The sequence below is a fragment of the Pedobacter caeni genome (genome assembly GCF_900129215.1).
GTDB lineage: Bacteria > Bacteroidota > Bacteroidia > Sphingobacteriales > Sphingobacteriaceae > Pedobacter > Pedobacter caeni.
The window spans coordinates 247,385-270,206 of the sequence record NZ_FQUQ01000005.1 but is presented as its reverse complement, the minus strand read 5'-3'; the positions used below and the strand labels follow the sequence as shown (position 1 = coordinate 270,206).

Annotated in this window: 21 protein-coding genes; 5 read left to right on the top strand and 16 right to left on the bottom strand. The window is 42.4% G+C overall.

Going from position 1 to position 22,822, the window contains the following annotated elements; translation table 11 throughout:
- Positions 1-2 precede the first annotated feature (2 nt).
- From BUC20_RS25060 to BUC20_RS24995, 14 genes are all read right to left on the bottom strand, one after another.
- Entirely contained in the window at positions 3-725 is a 723-nt protein-coding gene (locus BUC20_RS25060) for an RluA family pseudouridine synthase (protein WP_073234601.1), read from the bottom strand.
- 29 nt (positions 726-754) lie between these two features.
- Positions 755-1,444 carry a response regulator transcription factor gene (locus BUC20_RS25055; protein WP_073234598.1) on the bottom strand — a complete coding sequence of 230 codons (690 nt, stop codon included), beginning with the start codon at positions 1,442-1,444 and terminating at the stop codon, positions 755-757.
- A 105-nt stretch (positions 1,445-1,549) separates the two neighbouring features.
- Entirely contained in the window at positions 1,550-2,656 is a 1,107-nt protein-coding gene (locus BUC20_RS25050) for a TlpA disulfide reductase family protein (protein WP_073234595.1), read from the bottom strand.
- A 4-nt stretch (positions 2,657-2,660) separates the two neighbouring features.
- A complete protein-coding gene (gene gatB, locus BUC20_RS25045) occupies positions 2,661-4,124 on the bottom strand; it encodes an Asp-tRNA(Asn)/Glu-tRNA(Gln) amidotransferase subunit GatB (RefSeq protein WP_073234592.1) in 1,464 nt (487 codons plus the stop codon).
- Positions 4,125-4,200: 76 nt separating this feature from the next.
- Positions 4,201-5,199, bottom strand: coding sequence for a helix-turn-helix transcriptional regulator (locus BUC20_RS25040; protein WP_073234589.1), 999 nt, complete (start codon positions 5,197-5,199; stop codon positions 4,201-4,203).
- 8 nt (positions 5,200-5,207) lie between these two features.
- A complete protein-coding gene (locus BUC20_RS25035) occupies positions 5,208-5,528 on the bottom strand; it encodes a DUF6686 family protein (RefSeq protein ID WP_234994598.1) in 321 nt (106 codons plus the stop codon).
- A 12-nt stretch (positions 5,529-5,540) separates the two neighbouring features.
- Positions 5,541-7,097 carry a S41 family peptidase gene (locus BUC20_RS25030; protein ID WP_143166914.1) on the bottom strand — a complete coding sequence of 519 codons (1,557 nt, stop codon included), beginning with the start codon at positions 7,095-7,097 and terminating at the stop codon, positions 5,541-5,543.
- Between the two features lie 37 nt (positions 7,098-7,134).
- The gene (locus tag BUC20_RS25025; RefSeq protein WP_143166913.1) at positions 7,135-7,848 is read right to left on the bottom strand and encodes an HmuY family protein; all 714 of its coding nucleotides are present in this window, start codon (positions 7,846-7,848) and stop codon (positions 7,135-7,137) included.
- 100 nt (positions 7,849-7,948) lie between these two features.
- Entirely contained in the window at positions 7,949-8,797 is an 849-nt protein-coding gene (locus tag BUC20_RS25020) for a hypothetical protein (RefSeq protein WP_073234581.1), read from the bottom strand.
- A 36-nt stretch (positions 8,798-8,833) separates the two neighbouring features.
- The gene (locus BUC20_RS25015; RefSeq protein WP_073234578.1) at positions 8,834-9,043 is read right to left on the bottom strand and encodes a hypothetical protein; all 210 of its coding nucleotides are present in this window, start codon (positions 9,041-9,043) and stop codon (positions 8,834-8,836) included.
- Positions 9,044-9,068: 25 nt separating this feature from the next.
- On the bottom strand, positions 9,069-9,899 hold the full coding sequence (locus BUC20_RS25010; protein ID WP_143166912.1) for an HmuY family protein: 831 nt from the start codon (positions 9,897-9,899) through the stop codon (positions 9,069-9,071).
- Positions 9,900-9,903: 4 nt separating this feature from the next.
- Positions 9,904-10,740: an HmuY family protein gene (locus BUC20_RS25005; protein ID WP_143166911.1), complete on the bottom strand. Its 837-nt coding sequence runs from the start codon at positions 10,738-10,740 to the stop codon at positions 9,904-9,906.
- 10 nt (positions 10,741-10,750) lie between these two features.
- Positions 10,751-11,440: an HmuY family protein gene (locus tag BUC20_RS25000; RefSeq protein ID WP_073234570.1), complete on the bottom strand. Its 690-nt coding sequence runs from the start codon at positions 11,438-11,440 to the stop codon at positions 10,751-10,753.
- 10 nt (positions 11,441-11,450) lie between these two features.
- Positions 11,451-13,817, bottom strand: coding sequence for a TonB-dependent receptor (locus BUC20_RS24995; RefSeq protein ID WP_084529266.1), 2,367 nt, complete (start codon positions 13,815-13,817; stop codon positions 11,451-11,453).
- 356 nt (positions 13,818-14,173) lie between these two features.
- Here BUC20_RS24995 and BUC20_RS24990 point away from each other — a divergent pair, with 356 nt between their 5' ends.
- The 4 genes from BUC20_RS24990 to BUC20_RS33605 are packed head-to-tail and all read left to right on the top strand — an operon-like array spanning position 14,174 to position 17,893.
- Positions 14,174-15,004, top strand: a complete 831-nt coding sequence (locus tag BUC20_RS24990; protein ID WP_073234567.1) for a heme/hemin ABC transporter substrate-binding protein — start codon at positions 14,174-14,176, stop codon at positions 15,002-15,004.
- Positions 14,998-16,044, top strand: a complete 1,047-nt coding sequence (locus tag BUC20_RS24985) for a FecCD family ABC transporter permease (RefSeq protein WP_073234565.1) — start codon at positions 14,998-15,000, stop codon at positions 16,042-16,044. Before BUC20_RS24990 ends, BUC20_RS24985 begins: the two co-directional genes overlap by 7 nt.
- 10 nt (positions 16,045-16,054) lie before the next feature.
- Positions 16,055-16,855 (top strand): heme ABC transporter ATP-binding protein, encoded by an 801-nt coding sequence (locus BUC20_RS33610; protein ID WP_084529264.1) that lies wholly within the window; start codon positions 16,055-16,057, stop codon positions 16,853-16,855.
- 12 nt (positions 16,856-16,867) lie between these two features.
- Positions 16,868-17,893, top strand: a complete 1,026-nt coding sequence (locus BUC20_RS33605; protein WP_084529262.1) for a hemin-degrading factor — start codon at positions 16,868-16,870, stop codon at positions 17,891-17,893.
- 250 nt (positions 17,894-18,143) lie between these two features.
- Here BUC20_RS33605 and BUC20_RS24970 read toward each other — a convergent pair whose 3' ends face one another.
- Positions 18,144-19,469, bottom strand: a complete 1,326-nt coding sequence (locus BUC20_RS24970) for a S41 family peptidase (protein WP_073234559.1) — start codon at positions 19,467-19,469, stop codon at positions 18,144-18,146.
- 158 nt (positions 19,470-19,627) lie between these two features.
- Positions 19,628-22,330, bottom strand: a complete 2,703-nt coding sequence (gene alaS / locus BUC20_RS24965; RefSeq protein ID WP_073234556.1) for an alanine--tRNA ligase — start codon at positions 22,328-22,330, stop codon at positions 19,628-19,630.
- A gap of 118 nt (positions 22,331-22,448) precedes the next feature.
- Between alaS and BUC20_RS24960 the strand changes: the two genes are divergently transcribed.
- Positions 22,449-22,784, top strand: a complete 336-nt coding sequence (locus BUC20_RS24960; RefSeq protein WP_069380672.1) for a MerR family transcriptional regulator — start codon at positions 22,449-22,451, stop codon at positions 22,782-22,784.
- Positions 22,785-22,822 lie beyond the last annotated feature (38 nt).

Sequence of the window (22,822 nt, the reverse complement as noted above, 5' to 3'; positions counted from 1 at the left end):
ACTTAAGCGTCAAATTTATCGAGTAGTTTGATGAGCGTTGCAAAGTCTTTTGGATAAGGGGCCTCAATTACGATATCTGCTCCATCCAGCCCTTTAAACACCAGATGTCTGGCATGTAAGGCAAAACGTTTCATAATCGGCAACTCTTCGTCGTCCTTCGCGATACGGTACCCTTTCTTCATGCTGGAAAGAAAGACCGGTTTTCCACGGTACATGTCATCTCCGGCAATTGCTGCCCTTTGAGTGGCCAGGTGAATCCTGATCTGGTGCATACGGCCGGTAATCGGCTTACATTCTACCAGGGTATAATGACGGTAATTTTTTATGGAATTAAATATGGTTTCTGCGCGTTTACCCTCTTTTCTGTCGATGGTCACACTCTTATTCCCATCATTGAGGATGGGAAGGTCGATAAAAAGCTCGTTAAAAGTAAACTGCCCGTCTACCACAGCGTGGTACACTTTATTCACTTTACGTTTTTCAAATTGCATCGCTACAGAGCGATAAGCTTCAGGTGTTTTTGCTATAATAATCGCACCTGAAGTTTCTTTGTCTAAACGATGACATACCTGTGCGTCAGCAGAATACTGCTTTGCCAAACGTAATATATTGACCTCGCCTGATCCGCCACGCTCATCCAGCGAGGCGACAAATGGAGGTTTATTTACAACGATATAATCATCGTTTTCGAATAGGATAAGATCTTTAAAAGAAGGATATTTCAATACAGTAAATTTAATACTGTACAAAAATACTAAGAAAGTTCGAATTTATAGCCTACACCCTTCACTGTTGCCACATATCGTTCGCCTAATTTCTCACGAAGTTTACGGATATGGACGTCAATTGTACGGTTGGTTACCACTACTGAGTCTTCCCAGATGTTTTTCAAAATCGATTCCCTGGTGTATACTTTTCCCGGTTTAGAAGCCAGCAAGTACAATAATTCAAATTCTTTCTTGGCTAAAACCACTTTCTGTCCGCCTTGAAAAACCAGGTATGCTTCTCTGTCGATCACCAGATCACCAATTTCTACTTTATTATCAGAAACTTCATCAGCGCTGGAATTTCTTCTTAATATGGCATTAATCCTACTTACCAATGCTCTTGGTTTAATTGGCTTGGCAATGTAATCATCAGCTCCAACATTAAAACCGGCAATCTCTGAATACTCTTCACTTCTGGCGGTTAAAAATACCATAAAGGTGTTTTTAAACTCAGGAATGGCGCGCATTAACCTGCAGGCTTCTATCCCATCCATTTTAGGCATCATGATGTCGAGAATGATCAGATCGGGATGAACTTTCTTAGCAACCGTAATCCCTTCCTGGCCGTTATTGGCCAAAAAAACCTGATAACCTTCTTTTTTCAAGTTATATTCAATTAACTCTAAAATATCTGGTTCATCATCTACAATTAGTATCTTCTGTTTTACGGTGCTCATAGCTTTAATTATTTGTTACGAAAATAGGTAATCAATTATAATATAGCGTTAGCGCAAAGTTAACAAATTGTTAAGAACCTCCTGTATATTAACATGAATTTAGGGTTATCGTAAAGTTTTATTTAAGAATGCATCCAGCTCTTCGCCACGCAGGTTTTTAGCAAGGATTTTCCCGTTAGGATCTAATAGAAAGGAACTTGGGATGGCTTCGATCTGGTACAACCTTACTGTTGGCCCTTCAAAATCTTTCAATTCTCCTACGTGCGACCAGGCTAAATGATCCGCAGCAATGGCATTTTTCCAGGCACCGGGATCTTTATCTAAAGAGATTCCGAGCACGGTAAAGTTCTTATCTTTATAAGTATTGTAAGCTTTTACCAGGTTTGGATTCTCCTGGCGACAAGGCATACACCAGGAAGCCCAGAAGTCCAGCAACACATATTTACCCTTAAAATCAGTCAGCTTTACCGGTTTTCCGTCTAAGCCATTGATCGTAAAATCAGGTGCCTGCTGTCCGATCTGCAAAGCTTTCAATTTGGCCATCTTCACCAAAAACTCCGTTACCGCAGCATTGTCATTGAAACTGCTTTTGATTTTATCAGAATAGTCCACCATCTCTTTCTCATATTCAGACGGGTTCAGTAAGTTAATCGCATAGAAACCCGCCAATGAACTGGAATTGTCCTGCGCAAACTTCAATACCGCTTTATTCAAACCTTCAATTTCCTCAGTATACTTAGGCCTCATCTGCTCCATGATCATGTCCCGGTTATGAGGTTGTGCAGCAACAGTTTCATCAAACTGAGCCTGAATGGCTGCAATTTTGGTCATGTACTGATGTTTGGTTACGTTCAGTTCTTCCAGTTTATCTGCTTCCGCAGCTCCAGATAATTTGTAGGCTAAATTCTTGTCAGATAAATCCGCAGAGATCTTAATGTCGTCCCCGTTTTTTGCAATGATCATGTATTCACTGTTTCCGGCAGAGATCCTGAAAAAATCTACACCAGGCGTGCTGTGCGAAAATTTAAACTCTCCTTTTTCAGAGAACACAGTAGAATCCAGAGGCAGGACATTGTCTTTTTGTAAACCGAATAAATAGACTTTACTTTTTGGAGTGGCATTTTTAAATTCCCCACTGATCATAAATTTACTCTTGTCTTTACATGCAGCAAATGCTACACATACCAATAATAGATAAGCGACTCTTTTCATCTGTTTACTTTAATTTATCCTGTAACAATTCATTTATTTTCTGAGCATCTGCTTTTCCTTTGGCAAGTTTCATCACTTCCCCAACAAAAAGCCCCAATACTCCCTTTTTACCTTTTTTATAGGCTTCCACCTGAGGCTGGTATTTCGACAATACCTCATCCACAAAACCTGCCAGTTCATCCCCGTTGTCGGCGATCAGCAGGTTCAGTTCAGCGGCCAGCGTTGCAGGTACTGCATCTGGTTTGCTGATCAATTCAGGAAGCAGTTGTTGTAATGCGATCTGCTGTGTGATTTTTTTATCATCTACCAGGTTGATCAGGCCTGCGAGTTGTGCTGGTGCCAGTTTAAAATCAGCAATGCTGATGCCTTGTTCATTCAACAAAGCCCTGATGGCACCTGTCAGCCAGTTGACCAGGCTTTTCTTATGGTTTACATCCGGTAAAGCCAGATTAAAGTAGCTGAGCAACTCCTGGTCTTCAGAAAGCATCGCTGCTTCGGAGGCATTGACCCCAAACTCTGCGACCAGACGTTTAGAAATCTCAGCCGGTAATGCCGGCATATCGGCTTTGATCTGTGCCAGCCATTCATCTGAAATGTGTATGGGCGGAAGATCCGGATCCGGGAAATAACGGTAATCATTGGCCTCTTCTTTGGTCCGCATCGGAGAAGTAGTCCCCTGATCTGCATCAAAGTTCAATGTGCTTTGAATGATTTTCCCTCCTTCAGTAATCACTTGCTTCTGACGGTTAAATTCAAATTCCATCGCCCTGCGTACATTACGGATAGAGTTCAGGTTTTTCACTTCACAACGGGTGCCAAATTCAGTGGTTCCGGCTTCTCGGATAGAAATGTTTGCATCGCAACGCAAACTGCCTTCCTCCATATTGCCATCACTCACATTCAGGTGGCGCACCAGCTTCCTCATTTCTGTTAATAAAGCCGAAGCTTCTTCTGCAGAGCGGATATCCGGTTCTGTAACGATTTCAATCAATGGAACCCCTGCCCTGTTCAGGTCAACAAAAGAATACTGATCGTCCTGGTCATGCATACTTTTCCCGGCATCTTCTTCCAGGTGAATGCGGTTGATCCCAATTCTCTTTTCTTCTCCGTTGGCTAAGGTGACCATCAGGAATCCATTCTGACAAATAGGTCTGTTGTCCTGAGTGATCTGATATCCTTTAGGCAAATCGGCATAGAAATAGTTCTTCCGGTCGAAATAATTCAACTGGTTGATCGTACAGTTGAGGGCAAGGCCCATTCTTACCGCTTTGGCCACCACTTCTCTGTTGAGTTTTGGTAAAGCACCCGGCAAGGCAAGGGAAACTGCGGAAATGTGTTCATTGGCTTTAGCACCAAAAGAAGCACTATCTGAAGAGAAGATCTTTGTTTGTGTATTCAGCTGTACGTGGATTTCCAAACCAGACACCAATTCAAATTCTGATGAAGAAACTAGGGTATTCGTACTCATGTATCGGCAATAAATTAACTTAAATTTCTACGTGTTAGATAGACAAATATAGTAAACTTACCGATACTAAATCCGATCAGGAGTCCTGCCCGAGATGAACCTCGCTGGGCAAAATTCCAAAATACCGTTTGAAGGCATCTGTGAGATGACTCTGATGGTTGAAACCTACTGCCGCAGCCACCTGCCCAATGCTCATTTTATCCTCCAGGATGAGGCTTTTAGCCTGCTCCATCCTCAACCTTGTTACGTATCCATAAATCGTGGTGCCATAGTATTCTTTAAAGCCACGTTTCAGTTTAAACTCATTTAAAGCCACTAATTTTGACAGCTCTATGATCGTTGGCGGGTAGCGGTAACCTTCATCCAGCAGCTCCCTGGCATGTTCAATCTTCTTCAGGTCATCCTGCTTGATCAGGTATTTTTCTACTTCTGCGCCCGACTGCATCTGCTCCAGCTGTAACATCAACAGCTCCAGTATTTTTGATTCCGTATGCAAACGTTTCAGCTCCCCGCTCCGTTTACATTCGCAAATGTCATTGATGACACGTCTCATTTCGCTGGTTACCGAAAGGTCTTTGGCAGCAAAGGAGGTATATTTTCCCTTTAAAATTTCCCTAACAAAATCAGTATGCAGCAAAGAATGCTGATCGATCAAATGAAAATAATAGGACTTGGAAAGTACCAGTAGAAAGTACTTATATTCTATATCCGGCAGCATCGGATATTTACCTTTCAGAGAAGGAATATAACGGATGTTATGTCTGCTACCTGTCCTCCTGCTATTTTTTGTGGCCGTTTTATCACCTGCAGCATTTGATCCATAAAAGATAAACTGAGAAGTAATCGTTTCCCCTTCCACTTCCGAAAGCACTTTCACCGGCTCATTAAACTGCATGGTGGAATGCACCAGGAAAAGTCCGCCGGCACTTAACTGATAATTGACCAGCTTTTGTACAGAAGGAATCCTGATGTTGATGTTCTTTTCAGAAAGCGGTGTATTGGGCGCATACAACTCAGGAATTTCTTCGATAAAAAACCAGTCTTCCGTCCCCTCTATTTTCGATTTAATCTTCATGGTTTGGTTTATTTACTCATCAGCACATACACTTCATTCATATATATGGCCTCATCTATAGCCTGCTTAAAGGTTTCAAATTCATCATAACAAAAGGCAAAGCAGATGTCATCATTTGGTGTATGTAAAATGATCCGCTCCACATCATCCGGAAAAGGGAGACTGTTCTTATGAAAAGGCAGACTGTTGACCACCTCCCTGAACGATTCAAAAGCTTCTTTTGTGAAATTCAGCAACATGTTGTTGTGCCATAAATAATACATTTTACATCCCTGGCAGCTACTCACTACCGTATCTCCTTTTGTACTTAATACTCTTGTTTTACACATCTCTCCTCTGTTTTAATTTTCAATATATTTTAGTTTTAGTCGCTCTTCTATCATTCCCGGGATTCCTTTCCCCGCCGAAATGTGTTTTACCTGGCCGGGTAAGGAAACTACAGGAGCTGATTCCCTTACCGACATTGTTTTACCCTGCCCCTTACCCACATTCACATTTAGGCGTTTAAATACGGCATTCAGCGCCGCTTCGTTTTCATCACCAAAGTCATGGGTAACATCATCTTCTACAGCAATATCTACTGGCATCCCATCAAAATAATCCCCGATTCCTGCTGAATTCCGGATCAGAAAACTGGACAAATACAGCTGGAAACGGTCTATTTTTATTCCAAAGAAACCCACCGGCTTGCCATAGGTCGGTTGCCCGATCAGGCTTACCTTAAAATAAGGTTTCAGACTGTTGATGAGCATTTCACTGGCAGAAGCAGTCTGATTGCCTACTATAAAATAGAGATTTTTAACCGTCTCCAGTCCGCCGGCTTTTTCAAAATTATAGGTGTTCCCCTTTACCGTAAAATCGACATCAGCATAGGTCGCCCTTCGTCCATTCAGGTAAACAGGCTGGTTATTCTCATCAAAATAAAGCTGGTTCTTTAAGATACCCGCTTTTCCTTCCTGCATCTGTGCATTAAAATGCTCGGTAAACATCACCTTCCCGTTTAAATTTCGGGGAGCGATTAAATTCGCGAGGTATTTCGCGGTCCCAACATATCCTCCCCCATTGTAGCGGAGATCAACCACCAGATCGGTAATCCCTGAACTGGCAAATTGCGCAAATACCTGGTCCAATACAGTTTTTGAATTGTTCAGGTGACTGAACTGAGCAATGGCCAGATAACCGAGTTTTGTCCCGCCCGAAAGGTATTCGGCAGTCTTTAATACAGCACTGCTTTGATAGGTCGATTTGTTCAGCGAAACCTCCTGAGGTGTTCCATCTTTTTTCAGCAGGGTCAGGTTCAGGTTTTGCCCTTGCAAAGCAGATAAAATCATTCCCGCTGTCGCATGCTGTCCGTTTACCTGCATCACTTTATCACCTCTCAGCAATCCTGAACGGGCGGCAGCCGAGCCGGGGTAAACCATTCTCAGGTATAAATCACTACCGGAGCTGCTCACTTCTATTCCAAAATCATCCCCTACACCTTCTGCATTAACTGCTGCCAGTGTACCTGAAGCTCCGTTTAACAACTGTATATAAGAATACTTAGGATGTCCCGGAGCACCTGTTTGCTCGAAAGGCTTAGACGTAACCGGGTTTATTTTAGCCTGGCTGATGGCAAAGACAATTTGCTTAAAATTTAACAGATCTGAACCCGAAGCGGTATAACTCCTTGGGTTAAAGTGCTGGTAATCGGGCAATGCCTCATTCCAGAGATAGGTCTGCCGGGCATATAAAAAGATAGAGTCAGCGGTAAACTGGCTCCTTGTGCCTGTAGTAGGAGAAACATCAGACTCCTCCTTTGGGAGCTCCGTTTTCTTACACGCAACAAAGCTGCTGACCAGCAAAGCCAGCAGCAGCAATAAACAGGGATGATTGCTTACCTTTTCAATAGGATTCAAAATTGGGGTATGTTTTTAGGTCCTGATTCTCTTTAGTTTAATTGGTTTTCAAATCCTTGCTACCTGCTTTTCCGATGAAATAACGGAAGCTCAAATAACCCGGTACCGACTTGATGTTGTTTTCCTCCGGTGCATTATTATAGACATTGATCAGCTCGAATTTCACCACACGTCCATCGTCCAGTTTCCAGAGAAAGGTTTTTCCCTTCCAGACACCAAAATGGGAGAAACCACCATCTACGTCAAGAGTGGTATATCCCCAGTAAATAGGATTTGTCCTGGCAATTTCAGTATTCGACTCCGCTGTACTTAAATTGGTCTTTCCTGTAGGAAAAACAAAATTGTCAGGCAGGGCAGTTACTTCATCAAATGGCTTTACAATTCCACTGAAGATCACTTTAGCAGCGTTTCCAAACCAGGGAAAATCTTCTTCTGTATTTCCATTATTAGGAAAGACGGTGCCTGCATACAAACCTTCGAAAACGATATCCCATTCCTTTGTTTTCAATTTTCCTGCATCAACAAAGGCCATTTTATCAAAATTGAAGTATCCTCTGGTGCTGATGTCTTTGAGGTCCGGCATTGGGAGCCTGTTCACTACAACAGTTCCGTTTTTATATTTCTTGACATGAGCGGATACTTCCACAAACTCTGGTTCCGGAACCGGATCAGGTGTCTTATCCTTCTTACAGGCCACTAAACAGCCCATAGAAAGGGTCAGCATAAACAATATGCTTTTTATTTTATTCATCTTCATCCCTGTATTTTTAGAAATTATTATTGTTTTAGGTATTATTATTGGTCAAAGCAATGCATGAGGGCCGCTCATACATTGCTGGCATTGATAATTGTTATGGTAATTTTTTGTACTCCAGTTTTAACCATGAGTAGTTTGTAGGAGGAGTCCCTACCGGGGTAGCATTTTCATAAGTACTGAAGATGTGCACTGCGTAAACGCTTCCTGCAGCATCCTTAACCAAAAGGGTCAGATCAGTAGTACCAAACAAAGTATGGGTTCCGAAATAGTAGTTGTACCATCCTTTGATCACATGCCCAGGTGCAGCAGCCAGGTAATCCGCAGGATTGGCTGCAGCAACAGTCCTGTTATGTCCGAAAGGTACAGATGGAGGAGTTGTTCCGGCGGTCCATGCAGTAGCAGCAGAACCAGCAGCAGTGTAAGTACCAATTACTGTTGCAAAAGATTGGTTGATGTACCTGATCTGAGCAGCCACAGTTGGAGTAGTATTTACTCTGATGTCAGCATTACCAGTTCCTGAGAAAGAAAGATCCCAGATTTTAGAGCTAGGCTCTGTAGTACTCGAAGCACCTTTTTTATTATCATTCTGACTGAAGTCAAAGTAATAATTCCCATTTGGTCTGTGGTTCGCTGTTCCGGAATAAATTCCCTGATCTACAAAATAGTTTTTCACTGTGTACACACCGTCTGTACCCAGTTCTACGGTACCGGTAGCATCAGTCAGGTTCAGGGCTGGTCCACCCGCAACCGGAGCCAGTGCTTGTTCCGTATTTAACTTTAATGAAGGAGATCCGGGCTCATTGCCCTCTTTTTTACATGAAGTTAACACAGATGCAGCTGCGATTCCGGCCATTAGTCCGAACATGGTTATTTTTTTGCTTAAATTGCGGACTGTTAGCAGACCGGTGTTTTGGCTTTGTACGCCTGATTGGTAATTTTTCATTTTAAAAGAATGATTTTAGGATTAAAAAATTATGAGTTAAAGCGATATCAAAAGCCGTTCTGATATCACAGGCCCGGAGGTTAGGGTATGGTCAATTCCACGAAAACTGACTGTCCCTCCTGCCTGGCATTCCGGCTTATTCAAAGCCTCTTCTAAACCTTCCATCTGTAAATACAGGTATAGAGCCGAATATTCCTTTCCATCAGAGGGAAAGCATTGCGCAATGAGCTGTCTACGTTGTACCATGGGGTTTGGGTTTAAAATATTTTACTTATCTCGTTTTTAAATTTCTATCGTTTGGTGTCTGCTGGATATGGTATCGGAAATTATAAAAGGGGGCCTGAAACTCGTACTTGTCGCTCACCACTTTAGGATTGGTCCGGTAGAGGTTCACCAGCTGGTATTTTACGTAACGTCCATCCTTCAACTGGAAAATAATCGTCCGGTCTTTGTATGGCCTGAGGATATGGTCGCTTAAGCGATAAGTTCCCCATCCGTCTGTAGTTACAAAATCGTCCATTTCTATCTCCACCGTATTTCTGATCATTGGTGTTGCCAATGCTTCATCCAGTTCATCGAAAGGGGTACGGACCACGCGGATCTTACCTAAACCAGGTTGTCCGGCAGGAGTAACCGCATCTGTAAACATGTAGGCATTATAGATGTCATAATGTTTCACATGCCATGGTTTGGTTCCCGCGATGGCATCCGCTACTGCTACGGTATCCCTGGTGTCAAAGTTGAAATAGAATGGCCTGTGTCCTCCCTGAGAGGCCGTTGTAGCCTGATCACCTGGCCAGTCTACCACATACACCACTTTATATTTTTCATCATAATAGATGTATCCTTTTCCGTTCCTTTTCTCTGATTTGGCTTTATCGTAGATCAGTTTTCCATCAGCACCTTTGTAAGGGATCACCTGATCATAGGTATAACTCGTTTCTTTCACCTTTAAGGCCCTTGCAGGCACCCAATTGGTTCCGATCATTTTCATGGTATCCGGTTGTACAACCGGTTGTTCGGGTTCGGAATTGTTTTTACTGCAGGCGAACAGCATGATGCTACAACCTATAGTGAGTATTCCCAATTTCATTAATCTCATATTCTTATTTGCTTGTTTTAGTAAAATCCTTCGAACCATCTTTCAGGATGGTGTATTTAAAATTGAGGTACGGTGCTTCCGAAGCCAGTGTAGGACTCAGCGGACTTCCTTTATAAAAGCTGTAAAGGATCACTTTCGCATAATTTCCTTTGGCTGTTTTTACGATGATTGCGCGCGGCAGGTTATAGACAATGTGTGCCCTGCTTTTATCTCCCGGAAACATCGCTCCATAGAAATCGTAAAAGGCATAACCCGATCCGCTGCCCAGAAAGTAATCCAGCGTCAGAAATCCTCTGGAAAGAAACTGATCATCAGCAACCGGAACGGTCTTTACGTTTTGATAAGCCTCGTCCAGCAGTGCTTTATCAATAGGAACCTGGCGGGGTTGATGTTTGGCCTCATCATAATACTTCGCATCAACAGCTTTATCCACTACAAGATATATTCCCCCACGTGCAGGGCTGCCATAACCTGGTCCGGTGTTTCCATTTTCAAATTTTACCGTTCCATCATTTGCCCAGATGCTGCTGTTATAGATACCGGTAAAAGCAATGTCCCATTTATCTGTATTTGCATATTCGGCCGGGATTACCCTGCCATCTTCCAGACTATAATAAACTGGCTTAAAATTCCCGTTTCCTTCCATCCCCTGACCTTCCATTTTGGCGGTAAGGTCGCCGGGAAGATTGGTTACCGTATATTCACCGCTAGCCGTAACGGTAACCGGGCTTAAAGGTGGCAGCACTTTTTCCGGTTCAGGTGTTTCATTTTTTGAGCAGGAAAGCAATGCGAATGAGCAACCAAAAATCAGGGCCCATATTTTCAATCGAGAGTTCATCATTTCTGTATCTTTAATTGGTATTTAAGTTTCGGCTTCCATCTTCCTGAATAAAGTAGCGGAAGGTGAAATAAGGGGCAGGCCAATGCAGGTCGCTCACTGTTACCGGATTTCCTTTATAAATGCTTTTCATTTCCAGCTTGGCGAACTTGCCATCTGCGGTAAGCAACACAAATGTTCTCCCTTTAACCGCCACAGAGATGTGGGTTTTCATATCATAGAAGTACCATCCCCTGTTGTCTGGTTGCGGGTAGGCGTCCCAACCCACAAACGACAGGTTTTTAGTTTTCATCTCTTCCAGGCTGGGCGCTTCAATCACTTCAGCATAGTTTTTTTCCAGCGCAATGATCAATCCTTTCCCTTGTCCGCCATAACCCGGGCTTTTAGGATTTGCTCCGTTGTTCACCACAATCATTGAATTGTAGATTCCTGTAAATCCGATATCCCAGTTCATCGTTTTTGCATGTTTCAGGGTGTCTTTCAGTTGTTCTTTGGTCCTGAGGTTAAAGTACCAGTCCTCAAAAGGACGTTTTACCTTTCCATCAATTCCATCCGCCATAGAAGCGCCCAGATCACCGGCAAGGTCCTGAATGATGGTACTCTTCCCATCTTCCAACTGTGGTTTTACCTGCTCCTTTGTACAGGAGCTAAAGCATAATATGGTCAGGCTAAACAACAATGCTGATTTCAGTTTCTTATTCATTTTTCTTCAATTAATCTTTAAAAAATCTCCAGCTCAATCCCACCAGGATGGCACGTCCCTGCTGGGCAGGCATGAGCTGATCCCGGTAATTCATGAGGTTATCTCCGGTCAGTTGTAATTGTAAATGTTTGCGGTAAAAAGTCTTTTGAAGTGCTACATTGAAAAGGTAGTAGCCGGATACAAAAGTGTCATAATGATCCAGGAAATTATTCGCTCTGTTGTCTTCCATAAACCCATACTTACTCCTATAGCTTACCCGGACAGAACCGGAGATCCCTGTCTTTTCTTCCGCATAGCTCAGCTTCAGGTTGAGCATGTGCCTGGAACGGTTGCTCATTCCGAAATAATCTTTTCTTTCCGAGTTCCTCAGCTGATTGATGCGGGTATCGTACACTTTAGCGAACAAACCGGTCCCGTTTTTTATGGAATCAATCACTCCTTTGTCAACTGCATATAATAACTGATAACCGACAGCAACCGTTAATGATTTTGTAGCAGACCAGTTCAGTCCGATTTCCGTTCCCGCAGTATAGGCTTTGGCGATATTCATATAGGAGAATACCTGCTGATCATTATTTTTAACCGCGACCTGTTCAGAGTTGATGAAATTTTTCAGATCGTTATAAAACACGTTTACATCTAGTTTAACTGTAGTCAGCGGCTGGTAAGTAAAGCCGGTACTATAGGAAACCGAGCGTTCAGGTTTCAACGTCCCAACCTGTTTTGCGATAGGAAATACACTCTTAATCTGTCCGGCATCTTTTAAGATTTGCAATTCTTTCCAGAACTCTTCCGCGCCCAATGCCGTATATCCGGTCTGAGGATTGGTAAATACCATGTACAACTGTTGGAAATTGGGTGTCTTAAATCCTGTTCCTACTGCTGCCCTAAAGGTAAGGTTGGGCAATACCTGGTACTGCAGGCCCAGACTGGGATTCAGTTTTGAGCCGTATTTATCATGATAATCATACCTTGCTCCTGCGGTAAAATTCAGGTCCTGATTTAACTTCCAGTTGGCCTGTCCATAAGCAAAATAGTTGCTCATGCTTTTATTCCCCTTATAGGAAGAATGGTCCAGCAATTCATAAGCCCCACCGGCTCCTGCGGTCAGTTCAACTGCGGTAAATAACTGCTGTGCAGCTTGTACTTCCGCGCGGTGCAGGTATTGCTTAAACTGACTGCCAGGTGTGATCAGACTGGTATTCAGATCCGTAAAATCCTGTTTGGTCTGGTAACGGGTCAGGTAATATTGAGTTTTTAACCTCGTCCCGTTTTTAAAATTATGGTTCAGGGATACGGAGCCATTGAGGTCATATTCGTCCATCACATCTTTGGTTGGCTTCACCCCATAGGATACTTCATTTACCGAATGCCGGTTTACATACCTTCCATTAAAATTCAGGGTACTGTTTTCGCCCAAAAGGTAACGTCCCCTACCCTGGAAAGTATAACTATCAAAAGGAGGCGCTGTTTTTCCTTCTTTGATATAGGGGTTAGAGTTAAATCCGTCGGTACGGTAATAATTGCCGGATAAATACACAGAACCTTTTTTACCTGCAAAAGGAGTTTCCCCCTCCAGTGTCGCATCCAGCATATTAAAGCTTCCGTAGCGTATCGCTGCCATGCCTTGCGGTTCAGTTATATTTTTACGGGTAACGATATTAACTACCCCGGCAAGTGCCTCACTACCAAACAAACAGGAAGAAGCACCTTTTATAATTTCAATTCTTTCAATATTGGAAACCGTGATCCTGGACAGGTCAAAATTCCCGTTGTTGCGGCCAACCATTGGCTGCCCGTCGATCATGATCATGGTATAACCGCTGTCAAAACCCTGCATCTGCAAACCTACAGCCCTGTTGCCAGAACCAATATCATTGACAATCGACAGGCCTGTTTGCTCTTTTAACACTTCGTCCAGTCTTCTGCTCCCCATCTGTTCAATCTCTTTTCTTGTAATGACGGTGCTTGGCATTGCTGTTCTGGTCATGTCGATGAAATTGTCCGGATTTCCGTGAACCCCGGTCACACTCACTTCTTTTAGAGATTCGTTTTTCCGTGTCAACCGGATCGTTACTGTATTTTTTCCCTGTGCATCTACTTCCACTTCCTGGATATGTGTCCCAAATCCAATGGCAGAAATTTTTAAAGTATAAGTTCCGGCATATAAACGGTCGAACTCGAATGCCCCTTTTTTATCTGTTATCGCACGGCGCATATCCGGTTCCAGAGAAACCGTAATCCCCGAAAGGGGCTTATTGGCATCATCATATACCACTCCGGTCAATTTCCCCTTAGTTTCCTTTGCTGTCACGGCATTGGTCAGGAAAAACAGCAGCGCTAATAAGTAATTCTTTTTAGTGATGTAGTGGTACATTCAAATATCTATATTATTTTTAATGAGTCTAAATAAAGTGTACAAATATGCTTAGATTTACTAATATCTGCACAACGTAAAAGGGATTATTTTTAACCTTTTCGGGATAACATTTACGGATTCGGGATATATTATAGGAAGAATTAAAAGAAAAGCCGTTATTACGACACGGACAAAAACCGACTCAACAGACTAAAAAACAAATAGATAAGCTCAAAAAACCACCACAACAAACCACCTTTACTGTGCTAAAACAGAAAACATACCAATACCGACAAATAAAAAATAATTATTTGGAATGAGTATAATTAAAGGTTTCTTTGTGTCGTTATAAATACGAATACTCAAACGAAAAAATGATCAAAGCGCTTCCTACCTTTCTACTGGTACTCCTGTCTTATTTAACCTCCTCGGCGATTGCGCCTAAACGGATCATCACTTTAGGTGCTGCGCTCACAGAAACCGTAGACGCCTTAGGTTTTGGAAATCAGATCGTAGCCGTAGATGTGACCAGTATTTACCCTGCTTATGTGGCGAAGTTACCAAAGGTGAGCCAGAACCGGGTCTTATCAGCTGAAGGCATCATCTCCTTCTCCCCTGATCTTGTGATCGCCCCTGAGGGAGATGTATCTAAAGCCATTGCCTATCAGTTGAAATCTGCAGGCATCAAACTCATCAGTATCAAACAGGAATATACCGTAAAAGGCGCTTCCGCATTTATCAGATCTGTAGCCGCTGCACTTGAAGCTGTTCAGAAGGGAGAAGCACTGGTGAAACAAATGGAATCCAACATTGGACAATCATTGGATCTCGTAAAGAAAAACCCAAAGCACCCCAGCGTGTTGTTCATCTATGCCCGTGGAACCGGAGTAATGATGGTGGCTGGTAAAAGCACCAATATGGACGCCATGATTACCCTTTCCGGAGGAAAAAATGCAGCTCAGGGCTTTTCAAATTTCAAACCTTATACTACAGAAGCATTGGTCAATGCCAACCCGGACATCATCCTGATGTTTGATTTCGGATTTAAGAGCCTGGGAGGCATCAACAGCATTTTAAAAATGCCTGGTGTCAACTTAACCAACGCAGGAAAGAATAAAAGAATCATCCAGATGGATGCAGAATTAATGGTGAATTTCTCCGTAAGGCTTCCTCAAGCCATCAAAGAATTGAACAGCAAATGGTAATACAGAAAACAACCCTTTATGTTTTGCTGACCGCAGCGCTGTTTATGGCCGCCTCATTTTCTCTGGGATTAGGCGCTGTGAAGATTCCTGTGACTGATGTACTGCTGATCCTTGCAAAAAAACTTGGCATGTTTACGAACTCCGTGGTCAGTATGCAACATGAAGGTGTCTTAAACATCGTCCGCCTTCCAAGAGTGGCACTTGGTATTCTCGTCGGTGCAGCATTGGGTATTTCCGGAGCAGCTGTGCAAGGGATTTTCAGAAACCCACTGGCAGAACCGGGATTAATCGGAATCTCTGCCGGAGCTTCCTTAATGGCGGTCATTGTAATTGTGTTGGAAATGGCACTTTTCGCCAGCCTGAGCAACCTGCTGGGTTATTACCTCCTTGCTTTTGGTGCTTTTGCAGGTGCAGGAATTGCCGCTGTTCTGGTGTATCAGATCTCCCGGACGGATGGGAAATCAAATGTGGCCACGATGCTCCTTGCCGGAATTGCAATCAATGCTTTGGCGGGTGCACTCACCGGCTTGATCACCTATATGGCAGACGACCAGCAACTGAGGAATATTACCTTCTGGATGCTTGGAAGTTTGGGCGGTGCTACCTGGGAAACCGTTCTCGCCATTGCTCCTTTTGTGCTCATACCAGTATTTGTCCTCCCTTATATGGGCAAGGCACTAAATGCTTTTGCACTGGGGGAAACACAGGCAAATCAACTCGGGCTCCGCATCAACCGCATTAAAAGAAACGTAGTGATTCTTTCCACGATGGCTGTTGGTGCAGCAGTGGCCGTATCCGGAATCATTGGTTTTGTAGGTCTGCTTGTTCCGCATACGGTAAGATTACTGATCGGAGTAGACAATAAATACGTATTACCAGCGTCTGCTTTAATGGGTGCCTTAATGCTCACTCTGGCGGATATGCTTTGCAGAACGATCATTGCCCCGATTGAACTTCCTATCGGAGTAATTACCGCTTTATTAGGCACGCCGCTCTTTTTATATATTTTAATCAAGGACAAGAAAAAGCTGACTTTATAACCTCAAAAACATGTTAATCGCAGAAAACATAAGTTATGAAACAGGGAATCGCATGCTGGTCAGGGATGTTTCCTTCAGCATCCGCCCGGGCGAGATGCTGGTTGTTCTTGGAGCTAACGGTGCGGGAAAATCAACTTTGTTGAGGATGTTAAGCGGAGAGCGGAAACCTTCCAAAGGAAGCCTTACCCTGCACCATAAGGAAGTCAGTCATTATTCTGCTCCGGAACTGGCTTTAAAAAGAGCAGTCCTCAACCAGCAGAATGTTGTAAACATGGCTTTTCTGACACATGAAATTGTAATGATGGGCCGTTATCCTCATTATCAGAATGATCCTTCTCTAAAAGACAGGGAAATCTGTGAGGAAGTGATGAAGCTAACCGGCACCACACACCTGTCTGAACGTTCTTACCTGAGCTTATCAGGTGGAGAACAACAAAGGGTACAATTGTCCAGAATTCTCGTGCAGATCTGGGATGTTCCCAATGCCTTGCTCCTGATGGATGAGCCTGTAGCCGGATTAGACCTCCAATACCAGCAACAAACATTGGCCATTGCCAAAGCCTTATCTAAAAAAGGTTTTATGGTGATCAGCATTTTACACGACATCAACCTCGCTGCTCAGTATGCAGACCGGATCCTGATGCTTAAAAACGGCAGGAAATGGTATGATGGAACGGCTTCAGAGGTATTAAGTACCAAAAACATTTATGAAGTATTTGAGATTGATTCTGATGTATTTACCAACCCAAAGACCCTCAAACCCTTCTTTATTCCTAAAAACTCAACAGTTAATTTAAGTTCAATATCATAAAAACCCAACACCATGATTACAGAAACAAACAGCCTGAAACAAAAATATGAAGCCTATAAAATTGCTAACCCTAAAAAACGCATCAGAGAAGCTGCACAGGAACTAGAGGTAACTGAAGCCGAATTACTGATGACCGGATTAGGACAACAGGTCATTTTCTTAGCACCTGATTTCGAGAAAATCCTGGAATCGGTAACCTCATTGGGTTATGTAATGGCCCTTACCCGCAATGAGTATTGCGTAAATGAAAGAAAAGGGGTTTATGAAGACATCTCTTTTACACCTCATGCCGGATTGGTGCTTGGTGAAGATATTGACTTACGTTTATTCCTCCGCCAGTGGAAACACGGCTTTGCAGTAGAAGAAAACGGACGTAAAAGCCTTCAGTTTTTTGATGCCAATGGTACGGCCCTTCACAAGATATATTTAACAGACCGCAGCAATGAGGAAGCTTATCAGCAGCTGATCCAAAATTTCCGCAAAGCAGATCAGGAATCGGTATTGATCGAGAAAGCTCCGGAAGCAGCTCCTCAACCGGAACTGGCAGATGCAGAGATCGATGTAACCGGATTCCATGAAGCCTGGAACAACATGAAAGACAGCCATGAGTTCTTCATGATCCTTAGAAAATTCAAAGTGACCAGAACACAAGCCTTACGTCTGGCTCCTGCCGGAAGGGCAAAAGAAACTTCTGTTGAAGGTTTCAGAAAAGCCATGACTTCCTGTTCAGAAAAACAGGTTCCGGTAATGGTTTTCACCGGGAACGCTGGTTGTATACAGATCCACAGTGGAAATATTACAAAACTAGTAGATATGGGACCATGGTTTAATGTTTTAGATCCAGAATTTAATTTGCACCTTCGTGAAGATGAAGTTCGCAGCGTATGGCAGGTGGTAAAACCTTCAACAGATGGTGATGTAAACTCTATCGAATTGTTTGACAAAAACGGAGAAATGATTGTTCAATTTTTTGGTAAACGCAAGCCTGGAATCCCTGAATTAGAGAGCTGGCGCGAAGTCCTGAAAGAATCGCTTTAATTATGACAAATACACCCACATCAGAAAGAAAAGCCAACATCTTAAAATGGTTGAAGAAAGTTGGGATCTGGGGATTCCTCTTTTTTCTAGTCAAAGGGCTGATATGGCTAGCCCTTGGTTACTGGGTTCTTAAATAAAACAGGCCGGTTTATGACCTGCTGTAGCCGGAAGAAAAATCTTCCGGTTTTTTTGTTTAAAATATTTTATTTTCACCGCATCATCAGAACTCCCGAATCCCTTTTTCTTACCGTTACTCCTTATTTCTCTGAATTATATTTCCATTCTTCCAAAGCATGTTCATACTGGAATAATTGCCCGAAAGGTCTTTCACAAATTCAACCTGAACGTTTTCATCAAGTACAAAAACATGGTCGGTAACAGGTTTCAATTTAAAAACGTCATTTCCACCACGTTCCGGATTTTTACAACGCAGCCCGCCACCCTCTACAAAGAAATTAATTCCTCCTGCATACGTGCCAGCATAATTGTTCAAAACTCCCGGCTCTGGATTAGGAAGATCAGCACTTGCCTTTAGATCATTGATTGCCCATTGAATAGCCTTCTTTTCTTTATCAGTAGCGGCTTTTTGCATTAAATCTCTATAAACAATTTCCTGAGCTCCCACTAACCCTTTTTCCTCAGTGATCACCACATCCGGAATCACGCCAGTCCCTTCCCAATCCTTAAACACTGAGGTAGAAACAGGTCTGGCAAAAGGAATTTTAGCTAAAAATCCATTTCCTAATGGAAAAAAACCAGTCTGATGCGAAACACCTAATGTCGTATCGCCCACAATTGTAGCGCGTTTCAAAGCCTGCATTGAAGCTGAAAAAGCCTCGGCAGCCGATGCGGTATTTTTACTTGTAATGATATAAACGGGCATCGTTAACACCAGACCAGTTGTACTGGATGGATCAGTATAAAATGACAAGGTATCTTTACTAAAAGTGTTTACGTTGTCAAATAAATGTGTTTTATCCTTGAAGAAGTAACTTGACAAGGGAGCAGTAGCACTTCCTCCGCCATTAAACCTCAAATCGATCATTAAAACTTTTGTATTAGACAAAAAGGTTAATGCAGCGTTCAATGTTGCTTGTGCTGCTGCAGTTTGCGAAGTAAATCCATTGAAACGGAAATAGCCAATGTTTCCCGGAAGGACTTCTACTTTTTGAAGATTGAAATTATTTTCTTTTTCAGCTGATAACTCCTCTTTTCGTGCCCGAGCCAATTGCTCCGGACTTAATGCTTTTGGAGCTTGCATTTGAGGTTCATAAGCAATATGGAGGTGAGCATCATAATGAATACCCCTGATGTCATTATGAATCTGTTGAGCCAGTTGCTGAGGATTAACCAGTTTTTTGTATACGCCCTTTTGCAATTGGGCCTTCATATATTTAACCATAGCATCCGCTTTGTCCGGAAAAATATAATGCTTCTTTAATGAAGCGCTTACGGAGTCCACCAGATCAGAGATCTGTTGATTGGTTAAAAGCCTGCCTGGTTTTACCTGACCATATCCTTGAAATGTTAACGAAAAACCCAGCAAACAAAGTAACACGACAACGAATATTTTCATACGAAATTGATTTTAGCAAAGCACTAATGATATCGAAGATAAATAATAAAACAAGAAAAAAAGCAGTCATGTTCAGAAAAAAACTCCTGAGCACGACTGCTTTATAACCGGTCCTTTTTTTATCAAAGACCTTAAAATTATCCTGTTACTTTTATACCTTATGCAGGGATTAAATCTGCTGCTTTAGCAAGAACAGCAGATAAACCATCCTTGTTCTTACCGCCTGCAGTAGCATAAAACGGCTGACCACCGCCACCACCCTGGATGTCTTTAGCCAGTTCCCTCACAATATTCGAAGCATTTAAGCCTTTATCCTTGATCAGGTTTTCTGAAAGCATCACCGTAATACCAGGTTTATCATCAATTAAAGTAGTAAATACCAGTAAAAGATCATCTACCAGGTCTTTCACTGCGAAAGCCAGGTTCTTAACCGCATCAGCATTTGGCAAATCCACATGAGTTGCAATCAGGTTCACCCCATTGATCGTTTTAAGGTGATGAACGATTTCATGTTTCAGGTTCGCAGACTGCTCCCCTACTGCTTTCTCTGCCTCTTTCTTCAGCTTTGAATTTTCTTCCAGCAATGCAGACACTGCTGATTTCAAATCTTTATTTCCTTTAAGCAATGCTCTTAACTCATTCAGTTCCCTGTTTTGGTCTAAGATGAAAGCTTCCGCTTTATCAGCGGTAATGGCTTCAATACGTCTTACCCCAGCTGCAACAGCACTCTCAGAAATGATCTTGAAATAACCAATCTGTCCGGTTGCCTGCACATGGGTACCTCCGCAAAGCTCTTTTGAATAATGGTCATCAAAAGTAATGACACGTACAAAATCACCATATTTCTCTCCAAACAAGGCCGTCACCCCACTTGAAATCGCCTGGTCATAAGGAATGTCTCGTTGTTCTTTCAAAGGAATATTCTCTCTGATCTTTTGATTCACCAAATGTTCAACTTTAGCCAAATCCTCATCACTGATCTTTGCAAAATGCGAGAAATCGAAACGCAGGTAATCCGGGTTTACCAATGAACCTTTTTGGTTCACATGGCTACCCAACACTTTTTTAAGTGCTGCATGAAGTAAATGCGTAGCGGTATGGTTGTCTTGGGATAACAAGCGCTTATCTTCATCAATCACTGCCCAGAACAAACCATCTAAATCTTCAGGCAAAGTATCTGTATAATGAACGATTACGCCATTTTCTTTCTTGGTATCAGTAATCTCGACAAAGAACAGACGGCTATGGTCTTCCAGGCGGCCTGTGTCTCCTACCTGACCACCACTCTCTGCGTAAAATGGTGTTTTGCTCAGCACAATCTGATATTGTTCCTTGCCTTTTGCACTCACCTTACGGTATTTTATAATTTGTGTTTCTATTTCAAAATCATCATAACCTACGAAATCAGTTTCCAGATTGGCATTCACCATAATCCAGTCGCCGGTATCTACAGCAGTTGCCGCTCTTGATCTTTCTTTCTGCTTTAACAAGGCTTTATCATATTCAGCCATGTCAACGGTCCAGCGTTGTTCCCTGGCCATCAACTCTGTTAAATCTATCGGGAAACCATAAGTATCGTTCAGTTCAAAAGCAAATTCTCCTGAAATCACCATCTGGTCTTTCAAAATGCTGTACACCCAGTTGTCTTCAAAAGATTTCTCCAGTTCAATGGCATTTTCCGACATCAGCAATTCGCCTTGTTTTTTAGTATAATTTTCAAAGCGCTGAATTCCTGTGGCCAAAGTTCTCAGGAAGGAAACTTCTTCTTCCAGCACTACTTTTTGCACGAAATCCTGTTGTAAAACCAGCTCTTCAAATACGCCTTTAAACTGCTCAGCCAATACCGGTACCAATTGGTTTAAGAAAGGCTCCTTCAGGTTCAGGAAAGTATAAGCATACCTTACCGCGCGGCGAAGAATCCTGCGAATTACATAACCTGCTTTATTATTTGAAGGCAATTGTCCGTCTGCAATTACAAAAGAGATGGCGCGGATATGATCAGCCATTACACGCATAGCGATATCCGTCTTTTCATCGGCACCATAAACCACTCCTGCATGTGTTGCAATAAACTGGATCATTGGCTGGAACACATCCGTATCATAGTTAGAAGATTTTTCCTGTAACACACGTACCAGACGTTCAAACCCCATTCCTGTATCCACATGTTGTGCAGGTAATGGCTGCAGTGAGCCATCTTTAAGACGGTTGAACTGCATGAATACATTGTTCCAGATCTCAATTACCTGAGGATGATCCGCGTTCACCAAATCTTTTCCATTCACTGCTTTGCGTTCTTCTTCGCTTCTGCAATCTACATGGATCTCTGAGCAGGGACCGCAGGGACCAGTATCACCCATTTCCCAGAAGTTATCCTTTTTATTACCAAGAATGATCCGGTCTTCCGGTACATATTGTTTCCAAAGGTCGTAAGCTTCAGTATCTCTTGGCAGTCCTTCTTTTTCATCTCCTTCGAAGATGGACACATATAATTTATCCTTAGGGATTTTGTATACTTCAGTTAATAATTCCCAGCTCCAGGCGATGGCTTCTTTTTTAAAGTAATCTCCAAAGCTCCAGTTGCCCAGCATTTCAAACATCGTATGGTGGTAGGTATCAATACCTACTTCTTCCAGGTCATTGTGTTTCCCGGAAACGCGCAAACAACGTTGTGTATCTGTAACACGAGGATATTTAATAGGCGCTTCTCCCAGGAACAAATCTTTAAACTGGTTCATTCCCGCATTGGTGAACATCAGTGTTGGATCGTTCTTTACTACAATTGGTGCAGAGGGAACAATATGATGTTGTTTCGATTCAAAAAATTTTAAGTAAGCCTGTCTGATTTCCTTAGCTGTCATCCTTCTCTATATTAATGGAGAACAAAATTAAAATTTTATTGCGGTATTCTACTAAAATCCCTTTACATTTGAACACTTTATATAAAAGCCGTAAACCACTAATAATCAAGATCAAACTATGCCTTACAAAGAACGGGAAATTAATAAAATGTATTATACGATGGGTGAGGTGACCGAAATGTTTGGCGTAAATGCATCACAGATCCGCTTTTACGAGAAGGAATTTGATGTGTTGCAACCTAAAAAAAACAAAAAGGGAAACCGTTTATTTACCCCTGAGGACATTGAAAACCTAAAGATCATTTTCCACCTTGTAGACGATAAGGGTTTCACCCTTAAAGGAGCTAAAGAACACTTAAAAAACAATACCTCTGAAGTAAAAGAAAACCAAAAGATCATCGCTTCGCTGGAGAAACTGAAAGACTTCTTATTGAAGCTTAACGAGGAAATATAAATTATTAGTTAAATAATTTTTTATTACAATAAATAATA

What these genes read in the sequence shown, in the direction of transcription:
- BUC20_RS25000 (WP_073234570.1), bottom strand. Translation starts at nt 11,440, where the DNA reads ATGAATAAGAAACTGAAATCAGCATTGTTGTTTAGCCTGACCATATTA.
- BUC20_RS25020 (WP_073234581.1), bottom strand. Translation starts at nt 8,797, where the DNA reads ATGAAAAATTACCAATCAGGCGTACAAAGCCAAAACACCGGTCTGCTA.
- BUC20_RS25040 (WP_073234589.1), bottom strand. Translation starts at nt 5,199, where the DNA reads ATGAAGATTAAATCGAAAATAGAGGGGACGGAAGACTGGTTTTTTATC.
- BUC20_RS25005 (WP_143166911.1), bottom strand. Translation starts at nt 10,740, where the DNA reads ATGATGAACTCTCGATTGAAAATATGGGCCCTGATTTTTGGTTGCTCA.
- BUC20_RS25055 (WP_073234598.1), bottom strand. Translation starts at nt 1,444, where the DNA reads ATGAGCACCGTAAAACAGAAGATACTAATTGTAGATGATGAACCAGAT.
- BUC20_RS33610 (WP_084529264.1), top strand. Translation starts at nt 16,055, where the DNA reads ATGTTAATCGCAGAAAACATAAGTTATGAAACAGGGAATCGCATGCTG.
- BUC20_RS24985 (WP_073234565.1), top strand. Translation starts at nt 14,998, where the DNA reads ATGGTAATACAGAAAACAACCCTTTATGTTTTGCTGACCGCAGCGCTG.
- BUC20_RS25035 (WP_234994598.1), bottom strand. Translation starts at nt 5,528, where the DNA reads ATGTGTAAAACAAGAGTATTAAGTACAAAAGGAGATACGGTAGTGAGT.
- BUC20_RS25010 (WP_143166912.1), bottom strand. Translation starts at nt 9,899, where the DNA reads ATGAGATTAATGAAATTGGGAATACTCACTATAGGTTGTAGCATCATG.
- BUC20_RS25050 (WP_073234595.1), bottom strand. Translation starts at nt 2,656, where the DNA reads ATGAAAAGAGTCGCTTATCTATTATTGGTATGTGTAGCATTTGCTGCA.
- BUC20_RS24960 (WP_069380672.1), top strand. Translation starts at nt 22,449, where the DNA reads ATGCCTTACAAAGAACGGGAAATTAATAAAATGTATTATACGATGGGT.
- BUC20_RS33605 (WP_084529262.1), top strand. Translation starts at nt 16,868, where the DNA reads ATGATTACAGAAACAAACAGCCTGAAACAAAAATATGAAGCCTATAAA.
- BUC20_RS25015 (WP_073234578.1), bottom strand. Translation starts at nt 9,043, where the DNA reads ATGGTACAACGTAGACAGCTCATTGCGCAATGCTTTCCCTCTGATGGA.
- BUC20_RS24970 (WP_073234559.1), bottom strand. Translation starts at nt 19,469, where the DNA reads ATGAAAATATTCGTTGTCGTGTTACTTTGTTTGCTGGGTTTTTCGTTA.
- alaS (WP_073234556.1), bottom strand. Translation starts at nt 22,330, where the DNA reads ATGACAGCTAAGGAAATCAGACAGGCTTACTTAAAATTTTTTGAATCG.
- BUC20_RS24995 (WP_084529266.1), bottom strand. Translation starts at nt 13,817, where the DNA reads ATGTACCACTACATCACTAAAAAGAATTACTTATTAGCGCTGCTGTTT.
- BUC20_RS25025 (WP_143166913.1), bottom strand. Translation starts at nt 7,848, where the DNA reads ATGAATAAAATAAAAAGCATATTGTTTATGCTGACCCTTTCTATGGGC.
- gatB (WP_073234592.1), bottom strand. Translation starts at nt 4,124, where the DNA reads ATGAGTACGAATACCCTAGTTTCTTCATCAGAATTTGAATTGGTGTCT.
- BUC20_RS24990 (WP_073234567.1), top strand. Translation starts at nt 14,174, where the DNA reads ATGATCAAAGCGCTTCCTACCTTTCTACTGGTACTCCTGTCTTATTTA.